We start from the raw sequence: 14,030 nt of genomic DNA, 5'->3' as shown, positions 1-14,030 counted from the left end.
ATTTATCCCCTTGGACAAAGGTGACTTTAGAAACAATGGGATAGCAACTAAAAACAGAGAAAATCCACTCGTAAAAAATTCCTCCGACAAATACTTAATTACAACAAAAAATACTTAACACAAAATTATCCTCATATGCTATAATTATCAAGTTGAAAATGGCAAACTTGCTGAAAAGCAAGGACGCAAAGCTATAGGGGCTAATGTTAAATCAAAGCCAGCCAGTTGCCTTATAAAATCTCCTTAATATGTAGTGTGTTTTATTTGGCATTTTCAAGTATGAAAGGAGTTTTTATTTTTGAATCGGGAACCTGAATTAAAAGCAGCACTTAATAATTTTGAAAAATTACTTAAAGAATATCCGGATCACCTTGGTGACATTATGTCATATAAACATTTCTTAAGAAGTTTCTTGAGAGTTCGAACTAAATCATTAAGTTTACCAACTTCAGAGGTCATAACAGTTATGAAGCATGAAAGGCCAAACACTTTTTACCTTTTAAGAACTCATACAAACAATGATCCGGCCTTTCAGTTTGTTACCGGCGTAGATATGGATTATGAAAGAGCACTTAAAAATTTAGAAGAGATAAAAAATTCCATATAAAATAGAATACCCCGCCTTTTTGGCGGGGTATTCATAGCTTTAATTCATATTTAAATAGAGGTAGATCCATCACGAGATATCTATTTAAGGTATCAATTATGTCTGCATTAATTTCTCAGTAATGTAAAATTCAATTACTTTCCCATCTTCCATCATGCCATTTGTTATATCTTTTACCGTATTTTCAAATTTAGACAGATCGCTCTGTAGCGATTTCGCGTCCATTGAACTTAGTTGTTTAATTAATAGGTTTTTAAGCTGTGATCCACGGTTGTCTAATTCTTCTCTTGCATCCTTACTATCACCAATAAATATTACTTGCATTCTCACATAACTTCCATCATTTAAATCTGTACTAATCTCTTCCATTTCATAGGAATACTCCACTTTATCGTTAATTGTAAGTTCATCGTTAGCTTTGCTATCACCCACGAAAATAAAAAATAGCGACGCAAGCACTCCTCCTAATAAAACCATAGATAGCATCATGGTGATATATAATCCTTTTCTTTTCATTTCACTCACCTCTCAAACAGTTATCATTTTATTATGATTTGGATTGTTAACATATTTTCAAACGACTTCGATCACAAAGCTTCATTATGTAACTCTTTTTCCATATAAGATACATGGTCATGGCAGAATTGCGAAACGATCCAAGTAAATTATTCCGTATTGCTGCCCTAAATAATAATCCATTTATTTTTCAAAGCAGTCAAAACGATGTTGGTACGATCCTGTACATTCATTTTTTTCATAATTAAACTTACATAGTTTTTTACGGTTCTTTCAGATATGAATAACGTGTCAGCGATCTGGCTATTTTTAAATCCTTTTGTCAGAAGCTCCAATACTTCCCATTCTCTTGAAGAAAATATACCAACAGGTTCTATAGGTTGATCCACGGGGCTGAAATGGTCTAAAAGAATCGGTGATAAAGAGTGGTGAATATATGTTTCACCATCAAGGACGGATTGGACAGCTGTGACAAATTCATCTTGCCCCATTCCGTTATAAAAATAACCACTCAATCTTAGTTCAAACAAATCACACAAATTAGTGTGGTTTTTATCCGAAGTCCAAACAATAATGTTCTTATTTTGATTTTTTAAATAATCAACCGTTGTCATAATTTCCATGTCCGTATCTATATCCATAATAATTAAATCTGCAGCACCATATTCGTTGCGCAATTTTTCTAATTTGTTGGGGGAAAGGGTTTCAATGGTATGATTCAGTTCCTCCTGTAATATTCTTACAATTCCTTCTCTTAATAGGGATGGTTTTTTAACAACTACTATTTTCATATTTCTTCTTCCTTTTTTATTTATTTTTTTGACATTAGTTAGGATAGCCCATAACTTAAGTCGATTTTTGTACTACTTTTACAAACAAAAATTGTTGTGAAAAAGAACAAAAACTATCCTCTGAGTTGAGAATAGCCAATAGAATAGAACGTTTTGGTAGTCTGGCGATCATAATGAGAAAAGCCCCTTACCTTAGACCCATGACTTTGCGTCCCATTCTTTCAAATGGTTTGCCTTTTTCAACTCATATTAATTTGATATAACACTAAACCACAACTTTAGTCTGTTAAAATATTAATGATACCAGTAACAAATGACCTATTTCAACACTATTCGACAAAATCCTCTAAAATTCTAAACATTTGGGTATAAAAACCCATAAACCCTATTAGAAACTGGTGTTGAAAGGGGAGCGTAGGATGGGGCGTAGTGGTTCGTCAATAATAGTGGTAAGCGGTGGAGGGGACAGGAGGGCTCGATTCCGCCAAAACAACCAACAATCCCGTAAAACGCTCTGACATCCACCACTTTACCCATGCATCCACTCACCCTCATCCCAAAAAATAAATAAACTTTTCCCTCAATCCCCTTCACATTCCCACCCTACCATCCGATATATAAAGTACAACAAAATAACTGATAAGGAGTTGGCAGTTGCCATGAGTGTTGGGAAAATCATATCTGGATCCCAACTCCTGCAAAAGGCTGAGCACACCGAGTTTTCTACATCTGCAAGAGAAAGATCCATAGGTTCACAGACAAATAATGTTGAGAGTCAATTGGGTAGGCAAACATATCATGATGTAAAGGAAATGGATAAACAGCTTGATAAAGAACAGGTTAATGAGCTTGTTGAAAGTATAAATGAGTTTTTGGAACCAACACGTACATCTCTGAAATTTGAGATGCATGAAAAGTTGGATCGACACTATGTGCAAGTGATTGACCAAGAAACAGAAGAAGTGATCAAGGAAATCCCTCCTAAAAAGCTACTAGATGCCTATGCATCGATGGCAGAATTAATGGGATTTATCGTCGATGAGACTGTTTAGGATAAGAGATTAATAGGGAGAACTATAAACGTGACCTAATGAAACCTTATCCGTTAGCAGAATAATGGAGCAATAGATTGAGGAGTGTGTAAGACAAATGAGTATGAACAAATACCAAGCATACCAACAGAATTCAGTAACAACCGCTTCCCCAGGGGAGTTAACTTTAATGTTATATAATGGATGTTTGAAATTTATTAAACTAGCAAAAAAAGCGATGGATGAGAGCAATTTTGAACAAAAAAATACCAATATCCAAAAAGCACAAAATATTATTCGTGAATTAATGGTGACGATGGATCAAAAGGCAGATATTGCTCAACAAGTTTTGCCATTATACGATTTCATCAACAATCAATTAATGGAAGCAAATATTCATAATGACCAATCGAAGTTAGACGAAGCAGCAGATCTCGTGACAGAATTCCGTGACACATGGAAGGAAGTTATTAAACTAAATCGTCAACAACAATATGGGCAAGGTGTGCAGTCGTAATGAATCGGGTGCAGCCATTCTACCAAACGACTGTCGAGCTGCTTGAATTATTGCAACAGGACAACAAAAAGGCAGAACGCGATCAATTGATTGAACAAATTAACGGGTTGATTGAGAAGCGTGCCGAGCAAATGCAGCAGATTCAACCCCCATATTCAGACGAAGAGGACCAACTGGGTCAACAAGTTGTAGCACTTAATCAGCAAGTTCAAACAAAGCTGGATTTACTATTAAACGAAGTAAAACAAGATGTACGTACCGTGAAAAAACAAAAAAATACGAACACAAAATATACCAATCCATACAAGAACCTTTCAAATTTTGATGGAATGTTTTTAGACTCTAAGAAATAGGTGATTATTTGACACAATTAACGGATGCACAACACGAGATGCTGCAAGAATACCTCCAATTGCTAGCGGGAATGCGCGAAGGCTTCGATTATATCGAAGAAAACTTAACCGAAGAAGCCCCACCACAAGTAGCGCAAATTTTTCAAGATTTAATTAAAGCATTTGAGCAGGTACATAAAACACATAGTCAACTGCTCGTCATTTTCCAGGACGAACCAAAAGTGATTGAATTAGTAGAAGAATGCAAGCAATTGGTCGAACAACTATCTACCTGGTTTGAAGTTGAATCTAATGAAGCGAAACAGCAGCTATTGGCAAACAAAGTGAATCCATCGTTCCGTGAATGGCAGCAAAAGATGGAGCAATTTGTTCAGGCATATATAGCGCATTAATAATTAGACTAAAACTACCAGCCTCCTCATCATAAGCTGGTAGTTTTTTACTAGATTTATGTCGAAATATGTTGAATAAACTCGTTTATTGCGGTAGTATAAAAAAAGCAACTTTCTAATATATAAAGTGAAGCAATTAATATACATAGAAAAGAAAAAGGCAAACTATTCGAAAGGATAGGACGCAAAGCCCGGAATCTAAGGTACGGCATTTTTTTCGTACTAGGATGGTCTAGCTACCAAATGTGATTCGTCTCATATTGGCTATTCTCATGTTGTTTGAGGATAGTCTTTTCTTATGTCTTTTATGGATAGATGGAGAGAAACGATTGACTAAGGGGATGTGATAGGTGTGACAGCGCAGAGAAGCCAACACGTAACAAGTTTATTAAATGGAACGATCGGATCAATTAAAAATGTTGTTCCATTGGATGTAACGGTGGACCAACCCAAATTATTGGAACAAGCTTTAACAATGGAATTTGGTGTGCTTATTGGGATTACTGGTGATTTAAGAGGGAAAATGGTGTTAACCGGAGATATGACTGTTTTTGGCACAATTGGAGAAAAAATGTTTGGAATGGCCCTTGAAGGAGAAATGCTAGCTTCTTTTAGCGGAGAATTAGGGAATATGATTGCTGGAGGACTTTCAACCAATATTGTTGAACAAGGCATCCGCATTGATATTACCTCTCCGACCATGTTTCAGGGTGCCACCACACTTTCTGGTTATGATAAAGCTTTACAAGTACCTGTTACTTTTGAAAATGCAGGGGATATGGGCATTTATTTATTGATCGATTAATCTTAGAGGGGGAAGGAATTCCGTTTCAATTATAAGGGGGAAGCAACGGTGTTAAACAAATTAAAGTTTAAAAACATGCGGATCGGTTGGAAATATGCAACGATCATGATTGTGGTGTTTTTATTATTTGGAATCGCAACAACGGTTGTGTCGATGTTAATAAATGATGTAGGGAACGACATTGAGGCATTGGAACGCAGAGGTGATCGAGCTGTTCAAGTAACCGAAATGGGTTCTTTAACTCGTACAAAGGCATTAAGAGCTGCTAACTATGTATTAGAAAGTGACTCAAGCTATGTGACGGAGTATGAAACACGGTCTGAAGAGTTTACCGCGTTAGAGATGGCAATTACCGACAGAATGGATACAAGTGAATTGCAAATGTTATTTGATCAGATCGTTACAAATGATAATAAAATGAACAACATTTTCCTCAATCAAATTGTTCCTGCAATGGACAGTGGCGATCGATCACTAGCTGAAAATCTACTACGTGAAGTAAATAACATCAGATCCCAAAGTGTTGATCAATTAGAGGAATTGCGAACACTTGTCAATGAGGAACGGAAAACAGCAGTTTCTGAAGCGAAAGCAAGCCAAGAATTGACATTGTTAGTTCTTATCGCAGCGATGGTGGCAGCGATCATTATCGGTGTTGTGCTTATTGTAGTAGTAAGTCGCGTTGTATCTAGAAATCTTAATGAAGTCGTCCAAGTCAGTGATCAAATTGCAGATGGTAATCTTACTGTCGAGGCGATCCAGTATGATGGAAAAGATGAAATAGGCCGATTAGGTGAGTCTGTGAACACGATGGGACAAAACTTAAAAGGGATGATCCAACAAATTTCCGAGATCTCAGAAACCGTAAGTGGACAAAGTGAAGAGTTGACCCAATCAGCAAATGAAGTGAAACAAGGTTCCGAACAAATTGCCTCCACAATGGAAGAACTATCAACTGGATCTGAAACACAAGCAAACAATGCGAGTGACTTGTCGTCTGTGATGGATTCTTTCACATCGAAAATGCAAGAAGCAAACGCCAATGGAGAAGAGATCTATCAATCTTCTAATGATGTACTTGGTATGACTGGTGACGGAGCCCAATTAATGGAACAATCCGTGAAACAAATGGCAACAATTGATCAAATCGTACAGGATGCAGTGGAAAAGGTAAATGGTTTAGATGCCCAGTCGAAACAAATTACCAAGTTAGTTTCTGTGATTAAAGACATTGCCGACCAAACGAACTTATTGGCTTTAAATGCAGCAATTGAAGCGGCACGTGCCGGCGAACACGGAAAGGGCTTTGCTGTTGTTGCGGATGAAGTCCGTAAATTGGCGGAACAAGTCGGTTCATCGGTATCAGACATTACCGGTATTGTTGGAAGTATCCAACAAGAATCATCAAACGTTGCAGAATCCTTGCTTGAAGGATACCAAGAAGTGGAAAAAGGTTCAAAGCAAATGGACACTACAGGAAAAACGTTTAAAGAAATTGAGTCTGCGGTCCAAGAAATGGTAGCAAACATTCAAACCGTTACCGACAATTTATCGTCGATGTCGGCAAACAGCCAAGAAATGAGTGCATCGATTCAAGAAATTGCCTCGGTATCTGAGCAATCTGCTGCAGGCGTTGAACAGACTTCAGCATCTGTGCAACAGTCAAATGGTTCAATGGAAGAAATTGCAGCAAGTTCTGATGAGTTAGCACAGCTGGCTGAAAAGTTAAATGGGCTTGTTCGTCAGTTTAAGATTTAGGCTGTTTACTTGCTTCTAGCCCAATGGAAATCGTTTTTTACAAATTAAACTACATTATTAAAAGCAAAATGAGCTAGATAACGTAAGTAATAAAACATATGTAAAGTGAGTAACAACAATTAATTAAAATAGATTTAAATTAACAAACATGTAAATAGGATGCTTTGGATAGTCAGTTATGTTTACTGGCTATCCTTCATTTTTTCATTGGTAACAGTGAGGAGGGGAACCTTCGTTGCTGCAGGTTCGCACTAGCATCCTTATAAAGAAGGGAAAAGAAACGTATCGTGGAAAAACTAAGCTTCTGGAAATCTAGAACTTTCTGGCGGATGATCTTACTGAATATGACAATTGTTGGCGGTTTGTTCACCTTGTTGCTATTAACATCACAGAAAATCTTTTCTGATCATTCGGAGCAACAATATAAAACATTTTCTGAGAATTCAACATCAAGAATTGAATACCAAGTCAATACTCTTTTAGCAGAATTAAGACAGTTAGCACTTAAAGTCCAACATAATTCCAATTTTGCTGTCGATTCCAGATTAGATTTGAATGAACGATTAAAAGATATAGTTGATTATTCAGAATATCTTGATGGAGCAACCATTGTCGAAAATACTGGTGAAATCGTTGGCTATTACCCAAATGAATTGCAATTTGTTGGTGATTACATGGATGATGATTATTTTCAGCAAGCATTTGATACGAATAGAATTACATTTAGTGATTTAATACGTGTCAATGACCGAGAGATTGTTGTCATGTCCACTCCCATTTCACAAGGGCAAAAGGTGGAACGTGTCGTCAATTTTTCCATGCATTTACAAAGCAATCGGATGATTCAATCTATCTTTGAAGGCCTAGAAATTACCGAGAACAGCTTTGTTTATGTAACAGATTCTAATGGAAACATCTTATTTCACCCAGACTATCAAAAAATAGGGAACAATGATGACCTTGAGCCAATAATGGATGAAAATCAAAAAGTTGCAGACAAAGTGATTAGCCCACAGGGGGAAGTTTTCTATACATCGTCCACTGCAGTTGATGGGTTAGGGTGGGAAGTTATTTCCTTAGTCCCAGTTGAATCGACGTTGATGACATCAGGGAAATTTCAGAAAGCTTTATTCGAGATTTTTATCGTATTAGCGATTATCACATTTATGATCATTACCATTATGATGATTCGAAACCTTAAACCGTATAAAAGGTTGTTCTATGCGGTGGATCAATTAAGCAAAGGACAAGTTACCCCTTATATACAAGGGGTTGATGAAAAGACAGAAATTGGAGCGATTATTGCTAAGTTTAATATCATGGTTAATGAACTTCAAAAAAATAAACAAAAGATACAAGAATCGACGTTACAAATACAGCAACAACGAAATTTCTTGAATCGAGTGATTAATCATAACCCGAATCTTATTTATGCAATGAATATGGAAGGGTATTATACGATGGCAAATAAACAATTTGCCAACATGTTTCAATTAACACCTAATGACATTATTGGAAGGAAAGAGATCGAATTTAATCCAGATAAGCAAGAGGTTAAAAAAAATCTAAGTATGAATCGTAATGTGATTTTAAGTTGCCAAGCAAGAGAGTTTGAGGATCAATTAATAGACGAACATGGAAACCGGCGCTGGTACCATGTTGAAAAAGTTCCGTTAACCGATAATGAAGGAGAATTACTCGTCCTTACAGTTGCAACAGATATTACCGATCGAAAACAACAGGAAGAACTTATTACGTATCAAGCATACCATGATGAATTAACTAAATTACCAAATCGGAAATTATTCAAAGAGACTTTACGAAAGGAAATCGAGCGTGCTGATGTCGAGCAACATTCGATTGCATTATTATTTTTAGATTTGGATCGGTTTAAATATATTAATGATACATTTGGTCATGATGCAGGAGATGCTTTGTTACAAATGGCGAGTGAACGTCTGCGTGAATGTTTGAATGAACAGTGCAGTTTATTCCGTTTAGGTGGCGATGAATTTACTATTATTGTACCGAATATTGCTGACCGTCAAGAAGGTGCTGAACTTGCTAAACAACTATTAGAGGCACTTGCGAGTCCATTTGTCTACGAAGGTAATAAATTCATCGTGACGTCAAGTATTGGTATAAGTATTTATACGCAAGACGTACAAACCGTAAATGCGCTAATTAAGAAGGCTGATCTTGCCATGTATAAAGCGAAGGATCAAGGAAAAAATACGTTCCGTTTTTATGCTGACGATATGGAGACAGAAGTAGAAACAAAATACAGACTAGAAATGGATCTTTATCAAGCGATGGATAATAACGAGTTTTTCCTGCTATATCAGCCAATCTTAAGCACGAAAAATCAAGGCATTACGAGAATGGAAACCTTAATTCGCTGGGAACACCCTGTGCTTGGATTAATATCGCCAGCTGAATTTATTCCAATTTCAGAGCAAACCGGACTGATTCATGCCATGGGTAAATGGGTACTAAAAACGGCATGTATGCAAAACCAACTTTGGCTGGAGCAAGGGCTGCCTCCGATTAAACTATCGGTTAATTTATCTCCAGTCCAATTAAAGAACCCTAGAATCGTAGAAATGGTGCAAGAAGTTTTAACTGAAACTGGCATGAATCCAAAATATTTGGAATTAGAAATAACCGAGTCAACGATTATGGAAAATAAACGCCAAGTCATTAAGGTGTTAAAAGAATTAAGAGGTATGGGAATCGACATTGCGATCGATGATTTTGGTACGGGTTACTCTTCCTTAAACACATTAAAACGATTACCGGTTGATACGTTGAAGATTGATCGATCATTAGTTAATGGCCTGCTAGAAGAGGATAACGATGATGTGATCTTAAATGCTGTCTTTGACATTGCGGAAAAGATGAAACTAACGGTCGTTGCAGAAGGAATTGAAACAGAAGAACAATACAACTACTTGCAAGATAAATATTGTCACTATGTGCAAGGGTTTTTATTTAGTCAACCATTAACAAACGAACAGTTACTTGCCTATGTTCAAAAAAATATTGCCTAAATACAAATTTTGCCAGGTACTTTTCTGATTACGAAGTACCTGGCAATTTTTGCTTTCATTTATGAACATTCGCAAAACATAATATGTTTTTTTGTCGAAAACTGTTGAATCGCAAGGGTTGTTGCGGTATATTTAATTTAGATTAGAAGGTTAAAAAATACATAGAATGGTCAGAAATTTCTTATTACAAATGAAATTTATTACTCGACATACCTATTATTGTATAACCTATTAATCTAGTTTGCTACCCTAGACTGGGATAGCTTTTTTTAGTGCATTTATTTTTTAGAACAGTACGTATTGGAGTATGGAGAAACAATGATTGGCAACCCAAATAAGTTAAGTGGCTACATTCATCCGGATGCAACGAAGAATTTGGATATTAACTAGTAGATGGACATGATACGATGAACATGTCCAAAGAATGCCAACAAATATTAGAAGCCGGAACAAAGTCCTGTAACGGCCACTGTTGTCGAGAGCAATTTAATCCCAATCTCCGTATGATAAAAAATGAAAAGGATGATCGGAGATGAAGCGAAAACGGTTTAAAGGTAAGTTTACGTTATCAAGTCTTAAGGCCAAGATTTTACTTGGTTTTTCAATCGTACTTGTACTTGTAGTGATTTTAGGTCTGTATAATTTCTTTGGTGTCAACCAACTCAATCAAAAAACCGAAACGATGGTTGAACAAGACATTCCTTTATTAGTAGCAGATGAGAAACTAGCAACCAATATGGCGCATCGGACAGGTTTGTTGCGTGGCTATCTTTTATATGGAAATGAAAATTACAAACAAGAATTTAATGACACACTTGATGAAAGTATTGAACTAGAAAACTATGTAATGGAAAACAGTGATTCTGAATATGCTAAAGAACTGCTCGATAAAAAGATTGAGTGGGGACACTTAACAGATGAAGTGTTTGAACAATATGATCAAGGGAACGAAGATGTGGCAATGGAAATTATGTCCAATCAAGTTCAACCACTTGCCGATGAGTTAGTTGCAGGTTTTCAAGAATTAGCGGAAAATAAATACACTTCTGTTGAAGCAAATGGACAAGACAATATTGGTTTAGGGAATATGATTTTATACATTGGACTTGGTGTTACGATCTTGATTATTGTACTAGCTATTTTCGTTGCTCTGTTCACTTCACGAATGATTACGAGCCCAATTCATAAGGTGATGGAAAGAATGCAGACGATTACTGGTGGAGATCTAAGTCAAGAACCACTAGAAACGAAGGGCAAAGATGAGATTAGCGAATTAATGACCACAACCAATTTGATGATGGATAACATGCGTTATTTACTACAACAAATTAATAATGTCTCGGAAACAGTAAGTAGTCAAAGTGAGGAATTAACTCAATCTGCCAATGAGGTTAAACAAGGATCACAACAAGTCGCAACCACGATGCAAGAGCTTGCATCAGGATCTGAATCCCAAGCAAACAATGCAAGTGACCTTGCTGCCACAATGGAGTCATTTTCAGCAAAAATGCAACAAGCGAACGCGAATGGGGAAGAAATACACCAGGCATCCAATCATGTTCTTGGCATGACTACAGAAGGCGCTCAATTGATGGAAACATCGACTAAGCAAATGGCGACGATTGATCAAATTGTAAATGATGCAGTAGAAAAGGTAAAAGGCCTTGATGAACAGTCGAAAGAAATTTCTAAGTTAGTGTCCGTGATCCAGGATATTGCTGATCAGACTAATTTACTTGCATTAAATGCGGCGATCGAAGCAGCCCGTGCTGGTGAACATGGTAAAGGTTTTGCAGTCGTTGCCGATGAAGTGCGAAAACTAGCGGAACAGGTTGGTGTTTCGGTAACAGATATTACAAGCATTGTGCAAAGCATTCAATCAGAATCAACAGTTGTAGCAGAATCATTACAAGGCGGGTACCAAGAAGTGGAAAAAGGTACAAGTCAAATGCAATCAACTAAAGAAACGTTCACGGAAATCGAATCAGCTGTTAGCGATATGGTAACAAACATCCAAACTGTAACGAATAACTTATCAAATATGTCGGCAAGCAGTCAGGAAATGAGTACAGCTGTTGAAGAAATCGCTTCTGTCTCTGAAGAGTCAGCTGCAGGTGTAGAACAAACAGCAGCCTCCGCTCAACAATCAACTAGTTCGATGGAAGAGATTTCTGCTAACTCTAACCAACTTGCTGAATTAGCAGAAGAGTTAAATGAACTTGTAAGACAGTTTAAGTTATAGAAGCAATGGGTTAGATTTTTTTAACAGTCAGTTGATTAGCTGACTGTTTAGTTTTTGGGCTTTATTGTAAGATTTTTTGATTTCAGTGGTCGTGGATTTGATAGAAACTGCGACGTAACTTTTTTGTTAGTTATCCCTGTCCTGATTTTAGTTAAGTGCTGTACACCGCTTCGGTAGAATACTCCGCTTTCCATGGGCACGGCTTCAGCTAACTTGGTAAAGAAACCCACTTTATCAAGTGGATCACCATAGGTCTCCGTATTCTACCTACGCTGTTCGTGGTGTTCTGATTATAGATAGTTATAAACTTTAAATACAATGTATTGAATTTCTTTTTCAAACTTAACAAGCATGATATTAGCGGAAGAAATACACGGAGACTCCTGTGGGAGGAATGGCCTAGGTGAGACCCCGCAGTGAGGGACGAACGAGGACAAGGAAGGCTACGGCAGCGTTACATCGCACGCAGAAAATTGTTCTTTATTTTCAAGGAGGCTCATCAGCCACCCACGGAAAGCGTAGTGTATTTCTGAAGCGGAAATTCAGCACTCATTTTTGTTAAGAACGGAAGGAAGTATAACAAAGTTACGTCGGGGTTTATAGTTATTGCGACTATCAACAGTCTTTCAAAAAACAACCGTACAATCTAAACTAAACGAAAGGGTTATTTTATGGAGTTTATAAATAAGAGGCATCAAAAAAACTATACAAAGTTATGTAGACAGTTTCCCAAATTCTCAATGAGTCAACATTATTTAGTATTATATCTCATGGCGGGCAACAAGGAATTAGAGAATAATATGAAGGATTATTTAAATGAATACACCCTAGAGTTTTCGTACCAGCAGATGTTTAATGAAATCAAGTTTTCCCCGGAGATCTCCATGCTAGCACAACTAGCTGTACATCTCTATCAAGGAAGAAATGATTTTAAAGCTACCAAACTATTTCATTTAAATGAAAATAATTTCAACTTGGCTATGAATGCCTGCGAATATGGACTGCGCAGCTATAAGAATGATGAACAAGAACCTGTTACAAGCCCTTCTACTGTCTAGCGGTTGGGGGCTTTTTTTTTGCATTATTTGTCGAATGGGTCAGAAGCTAGATGTGTGAACATTCCGTGGCTAAAATGTGACGATAATTTGTCGTCAAAAAATATTAATTTTTTTCAGTTTTTGCAGGAATTAGACAGGGTATACTAGAATATGTAATACATAAGGATGAAAGGAGGACACTTTTAATGAAATATAACATCCGAGGTGAAAATGTAGAGGTAACAGGAGCAATCAAAGAATACATTGAGAAAAAGGTTGGAAAACTTGAGCGATACTTTGATACTCCACCAACATCAGATGTAAACGTCAACATTAGTGTCTATAATGATGAACAGCAAATAGAGGTAACGATTCCAATGACTAATCTATTACTTAGAGCAGAGGAACAACATATTGACCTGTATGCTGCCATTGACCTTGTAGTAGACAAATTAGAACGACAAATTCGAAAATATAAAACAAAAGTTAATCGTAAATTCCGTCAAAAAGGTTCCCCTAAACATGTGTTTGCCGAATTAGAAAAAGAAGCAGTTGCGGTTCAGGAGGAAGAAGAGGACGAAGGTATAGATATTGTTCGTACCAAACGTTTTGATTTAAAACCAATGGATTCTGAAGAAGCTATCCTGCAAATGGATATGCTTGGACACGCATTCTATGTATTTACTAATGCAAATTCTGGTGATACAAACGTTGTCTATCGCCGTAAAGATGGACGCTATGGTCTGATTGAACCTAGCTAAAAAAGTAACTAAATATAGAAATATGAAAAAAGAGCCCTGTTTAGTTTAAACTGGCACCCGTGTCAAGGACACTATGAAAAAAGAGATTAAGCTACTTGAAGATGATTCCTATATTGGATAGGGGTCATCTTTTTTAAGTTCCATTGATATCGATAATTGTTATAGTAAAC

Annotated in this window: 14 protein-coding genes and 3 riboswitches; of the genes, 11 read left to right on the top strand and 3 right to left on the bottom strand. The window is 36.8% G+C overall.

The features are described 5' to 3' along the window. The first annotated feature begins 150 nt into the window (after nucleotides 1-150). Nucleotides 151-233, top strand: a riboswitch (cyclic di-GMP riboswitch). A gap of 65 nt (nucleotides 234-298) precedes the next feature. Then, entirely contained in the window at nucleotides 299-607 is a 309-nt protein-coding gene (locus FCI53_RS12825; RefSeq protein WP_138419467.1) for a hypothetical protein, read from the top strand. Between the two features lie 96 nt (nucleotides 608-703). On the opposite strand, the gene FCI53_RS12820 is transcribed toward FCI53_RS12825, so the two are convergent. Next, nucleotides 704-1,123: a flagellar basal body-associated FliL family protein gene (locus FCI53_RS12820; RefSeq protein WP_138419466.1), complete on the bottom strand. Its 420-nt coding sequence runs from the start codon at nucleotides 1,121-1,123 to the stop codon at nucleotides 704-706. A 167-nt stretch (nucleotides 1,124-1,290) separates the two neighbouring features. After that, entirely contained in the window at nucleotides 1,291-1,914 is a 624-nt protein-coding gene (locus FCI53_RS12815) for a helix-turn-helix transcriptional regulator (RefSeq protein ID WP_138419465.1), read from the bottom strand. Between the two features lie 152 nt (nucleotides 1,915-2,066). After that, nucleotides 2,067-2,159, bottom strand: a riboswitch (cyclic di-GMP riboswitch). A gap of 414 nt (nucleotides 2,160-2,573) precedes the next feature. Here FCI53_RS12815 and flaG point away from each other — a divergent pair. The 10 genes from flaG (at nucleotide 2,574) to hpf (ending at nucleotide 13,860) form a co-directional block, all read left to right on the top strand. Next, nucleotides 2,574-2,966, top strand: a complete 393-nt coding sequence (gene flaG / locus FCI53_RS12810) for a flagellar protein FlaG (RefSeq protein ID WP_138419464.1) — start codon at nucleotides 2,574-2,576, stop codon at nucleotides 2,964-2,966. A gap of 97 nt (nucleotides 2,967-3,063) precedes the next feature. Further along, complete coding sequence (gene fliS / locus FCI53_RS12805) at nucleotides 3,064-3,462, top strand: flagellar export chaperone FliS (RefSeq protein ID WP_138419463.1); 399 nt, start codon at nucleotides 3,064-3,066, stop codon at nucleotides 3,460-3,462. Beyond that, on the top strand, nucleotides 3,462-3,815 hold the full coding sequence (gene fliT / locus FCI53_RS12800; protein ID WP_138419462.1) for a flagellar protein FliT: 354 nt from the start codon (nucleotides 3,462-3,464) through the stop codon (nucleotides 3,813-3,815). The genes fliS and fliT overlap by 1 nt, the downstream gene beginning before the upstream one ends. 8 nt (nucleotides 3,816-3,823) lie before the next feature. Further along, complete coding sequence (locus FCI53_RS12795) at nucleotides 3,824-4,207, top strand: DUF8042 domain-containing protein (RefSeq protein WP_138419461.1); 384 nt, start codon at nucleotides 3,824-3,826, stop codon at nucleotides 4,205-4,207. Nucleotides 4,208-4,356: 149 nt separating this feature from the next. After that, nucleotides 4,357-4,451: riboswitch (cyclic di-GMP riboswitch) on the top strand. Nucleotides 4,452-4,553: 102 nt separating this feature from the next. Next, nucleotides 4,554-5,012: a chemotaxis protein CheX gene (locus FCI53_RS12790; RefSeq protein ID WP_138419541.1), complete on the top strand. Its 459-nt coding sequence runs from the start codon at nucleotides 4,554-4,556 to the stop codon at nucleotides 5,010-5,012. 48 nt (nucleotides 5,013-5,060) lie between these two features. Beyond that, nucleotides 5,061-6,770 carry a methyl-accepting chemotaxis protein gene (locus FCI53_RS12785; protein WP_342774211.1) on the top strand — a complete coding sequence of 570 codons (1,710 nt, stop codon included), beginning with the start codon at nucleotides 5,061-5,063 and terminating at the stop codon, nucleotides 6,768-6,770. 287 nt (nucleotides 6,771-7,057) lie between these two features. Beyond that, nucleotides 7,058-9,820, top strand: a complete 2,763-nt coding sequence (locus FCI53_RS12780; protein WP_171038167.1) for an EAL domain-containing protein — start codon at nucleotides 7,058-7,060, stop codon at nucleotides 9,818-9,820. 532 nt (nucleotides 9,821-10,352) lie between these two features. Further along, the gene (locus FCI53_RS12775) at nucleotides 10,353-12,062 is read left to right on the top strand and encodes a methyl-accepting chemotaxis protein (RefSeq protein WP_138419459.1); all 1,710 of its coding nucleotides are present in this window, start codon (nucleotides 10,353-10,355) and stop codon (nucleotides 12,060-12,062) included. Between the two features lie 770 nt (nucleotides 12,063-12,832). Then, entirely contained in the window at nucleotides 12,833-13,120 is a 288-nt protein-coding gene (locus FCI53_RS12770) for a hypothetical protein (protein WP_138419458.1), read from the top strand. 185 nt (nucleotides 13,121-13,305) lie between these two features. Then, nucleotides 13,306-13,860 (top strand): ribosome hibernation-promoting factor, HPF/YfiA family, encoded by a 555-nt coding sequence (hpf, locus tag FCI53_RS12765; protein WP_138419457.1) that lies wholly within the window; start codon nucleotides 13,306-13,308, stop codon nucleotides 13,858-13,860. Nucleotides 13,861-13,946: 86 nt separating this feature from the next. Here the strand turns inward: hpf and FCI53_RS12760 are convergent. Next, the coding region (locus FCI53_RS12760; protein WP_138419539.1) for an IS3 family transposase at nucleotides 13,947-14,030 on the bottom strand (84 nt) is incomplete at its 5' end.

The organism is Aquibacillus sediminis (assembly GCF_005870085.1).
Classification (GTDB): Bacteria; Bacillota; Bacilli; order Bacillales; family Amphibacillaceae; genus Aquibacillus_E; species Aquibacillus_E sediminis.
This window is presented reverse-complemented; position numbering and strand designations above follow the sequence as displayed.